Genomic DNA, 2,767 nt, shown 5'->3' with positions numbered 1-2,767 from the left:
CCACCGTGCGGGTGATCAACTGGGTTCATCGCCACACCACGAACGGTAGGACGAACACCACGCCAGCGCTTCGCGCCCGCTTTACCCAATTGACGCAGCATGTGTTCTGCGTTACCCACTTCACCGATGGTCGCTCGACCTTCAGACTGTACACGGCGCATTTCGCCAGAACGCAAACGGATAGTGACATATGCACCATCACGCGCCAGGATTTGGCCATACGCACCTGCTGAACGAGCCAGCTGTGCACCTTTACCTGGTTGCATTTCGATTGCGTGTACTACAGTACCTACTGGGATGTTGCGCATAGGTAAGCTGTTACCCGCTTTAATTGGCGCATCAGAACCTGAAGCAATGCGGTCGCCCACATTCAAGTTCTTAGGAGCCAAAATGTAGCGACGCTCACCGTCTGCGTACAATACCAATGCGATATTCGCTGAACGGTTAGGATCGTATTCAATACGCTCTACCTTTGCAGGGATACCGTCTTTATTACGCTTAAAGTCGATAATACGGTAGTGATGTTTATGACCACCGCCGATGTGACGTACAGTGATACGTCCATTGTTATTACGACCGCCCTTCTTGCTGTTTTTGTCCAGCAATGGAGCAAAAGGCTTGCCTTTGTACAGGTCCTGACCGACGACTTTTACGACGTGGCGTTGACCCGGAGACGTAGGCTTACTTTTAACTACAGCCATGATAATTCCTCCTGTTACTCAGCGCCGCCAACGAAGTCGATGTCAGCACCCTCTTTCAGGGCCACATACGCTTTTTTCCAGTCGCTACGTTTACCGAAGCGGAAACCAGTGCGTTTAGATTTACCCTTAACGTTCACTGTGCGTACGTTTTTAACTTCAACTTCAAAAAGTTTTTCGACAGCTGCTTTGATTTCGGACTTAGTCGCATCTTTAGCTACTTTGAAAACTACAGTGTTGTAGCCTTCAGCAGTCATGGTGCTTTTTTCCGAAACGTGAGGTGCCAAGATTACATTAAGTAAACGTTCTTCGCGCATCATGACAACACCTCCTCAAGCTGCTTAACTGCGTCAGCAGTCATCAGGACGTTTTCAAACGCGATTAAGCTTACTGGGTCGATGCCTTGAACATCACGTACGTCAACTTTATGCAAGTTGCGTGACGCAAGGAACAAGTTCTCGTCAACTTCTTTAGTCACGATCAAAACGTCGTTCAGGTTCAATTCTTTCAACTTCGCAACGAGTTGTTTAGTCTTTGGCGCTTCAAGCTCAAAGTTCTCAACAACCTGCAAACGGTCTTGACGAATCAATTCTGACAGGATGCTTTTTACAGCACCGCGGTACATTTTTTTGTTAACTTTCTGTTCGTGGTTTTGCGGTTTCGCCGCAAAAGTAGTACCACCTGAGCGCCAGATTGGGCTACGGATAGTACCGGCACGTGCACGACCCGTGCCTTTTTGACGCCATGGTTTCTTACCACCACCAGCAACTTCAGAACGAGTTTTCTGAGCTTTGGTACCCTGACGAGCACCCGCTGCATATGCAACAACTACCTGGTGGACAAGTGCTTCGTTGAACTCACGTCCAAAGGTAGCTTCGGAAACCTCAAGAGCGCCTTTTGCGTCTTTCAATGTTAATTCCATCACCATTCTCCTCAGACGTTACGCCTTGACCGCAGGTTTAACGATCACATCGCCACCGGTAGCGCCAGGGACAGCACCTTTAATCAATAAAAGGTTGCGTTCAGCGTCTACACGAACCAACTCAAGTGATTGAGTTGTCACGCGCTCGTTACCCATTTGACCGGCCATTTTCTTGCCTTTGAAAACTTTACCTGGTGATTGGTTTTGACCAATTGAACCAGGAGCACGGTGCGATAATGAGTTACCGTGGGTAGCGTCTTGAGTGCGGAAGTTCCAGCGTTTAACGGTACCAGCAAAGCCTTTACCTTTAGACGTACCTGTAACATCCACTTTCTTAATTTCTGAGAATACTTCTACTGTAATCTCAGAACCTACTGCGAAATCATCGCCTTCGCCGTCTTCTAAGCGAAATTCCCAAAGACCACGACCTGCCTCAGAACTCGCCTTAGCAAAATGACCTGCTGAAGGCTTGTTTACGCGGCTAGCTTTCTTTTCGCCTGTGGTTACTTGAAGCGCACGATAACCGTCAGTTTCCTCAGTTTTAACCTGAGTCACGCGGTTAGCCAGCACTTCGATCACAGTAACAGGAACAGAAGCGCCGTCTTCCTGGAAGACACGCGTCATTCCTACTTTACGACCGACTAGACCTATAGCCATTGTTAAAACCTCTCGTGTGTAATCCTATTACTGCCCACTTAACCCAAGCTGATCTGTACATCAACGCCAGCTGCCAAATCCAAACGCATTAACGCGTCAACAGTTTTGTCAGTTGGGTCCATGATATCGATCAGACGCTTGTGGGTGCGGATTTCGTACTGGTCACGCGCATCTTTGTTTACGTGTGGAGAAATCAGCACGGTGAAGCGTTCTTTCCGAGTTGGCAGTGGAATTGGTCCACGTACCTGCGCGCCAGTGCGTTTTGCAGTATCAACGATCTCTGCAGTTGACTGGTCAATCAGACGGTGATCGAACGCTTTCAATCGAATCCGAATTCTTTGATTAGCCATAAAAAATCAAAGCCTCAAATTAAAGAGCATTTAAAAAAGAGCACAGACAAACGCAACCTCCCTGGCACATACCGGGGGTGCGATTATCTACGTCAACCATTCAATCCCCTATCGGGACTGTTGTGGAACACCAATTAAGC

Annotated in this window: 4 protein-coding genes and 1 pseudogene; all 5 read right to left on the bottom strand. The window is 48.1% G+C overall.

Annotated features, from left to right (window positions below):
• Positions 1-56: 56 nt before the first annotated feature.
• Positions 57-701 (bottom strand): annotated as a pseudogene (rplB, locus tag OS145_RS10510) (50S ribosomal protein L2); the annotation flags it as partial.
• A 14-nt stretch (positions 702-715) separates the two neighbouring features.
• Positions 716-1,018, bottom strand: coding sequence for a 50S ribosomal protein L23 (rplW, locus tag OS145_RS10505; protein WP_006956427.1), 303 nt, complete (start codon positions 1,016-1,018; stop codon positions 716-718).
• Complete coding sequence (rplD, locus tag OS145_RS10500) at positions 1,015-1,620, bottom strand: 50S ribosomal protein L4 (protein ID WP_006956426.1); 606 nt, start codon at positions 1,618-1,620, stop codon at positions 1,015-1,017. Before rplD ends, rplW begins: the two co-directional genes overlap by 4 nt.
• An 18-nt stretch (positions 1,621-1,638) precedes the next feature.
• The gene (gene rplC / locus OS145_RS10495; protein WP_006956425.1) at positions 1,639-2,277 is read right to left on the bottom strand and encodes a 50S ribosomal protein L3; all 639 of its coding nucleotides are present in this window, start codon (positions 2,275-2,277) and stop codon (positions 1,639-1,641) included.
• Between the two features lie 38 nt (positions 2,278-2,315).
• Positions 2,316-2,627: a 30S ribosomal protein S10 gene (rpsJ, locus tag OS145_RS10490; protein ID WP_006956423.1), complete on the bottom strand. Its 312-nt coding sequence runs from the start codon at positions 2,625-2,627 to the stop codon at positions 2,316-2,318.
• Positions 2,628-2,767: the final 140 nt, after the last annotated feature.

It is taken from the genome of Idiomarina baltica OS145 (assembly GCF_000152885.1).
In the GTDB taxonomy this organism is placed as follows: domain Bacteria; phylum Pseudomonadota; class Gammaproteobacteria; order Enterobacterales; family Alteromonadaceae; genus Idiomarina; species Idiomarina baltica.
The sequence above is the reverse complement of the archived record's forward strand: the minus strand, read 5'-3'. Positions and strand labels throughout refer to the sequence as shown.

Coding starts and splice junctions, on each gene's coding strand:
- rplW (WP_006956427.1), bottom strand. CDS start 1,018: ATGATGCGCGAAGAACGTTTACTTAATGTAATCTTGGCACCTCACGTT.
- rplD (WP_006956426.1), bottom strand. CDS start 1,620: ATGGAATTAACATTGAAAGACGCAAAAGGCGCTCTTGAGGTTTCCGAA.
- rplC (WP_006956425.1), bottom strand. CDS start 2,277: ATGGCTATAGGTCTAGTCGGTCGTAAAGTAGGAATGACGCGTGTCTTC.
- rpsJ (WP_006956423.1), bottom strand. CDS start 2,627: ATGGCTAATCAAAGAATTCGGATTCGATTGAAAGCGTTCGATCACCGT.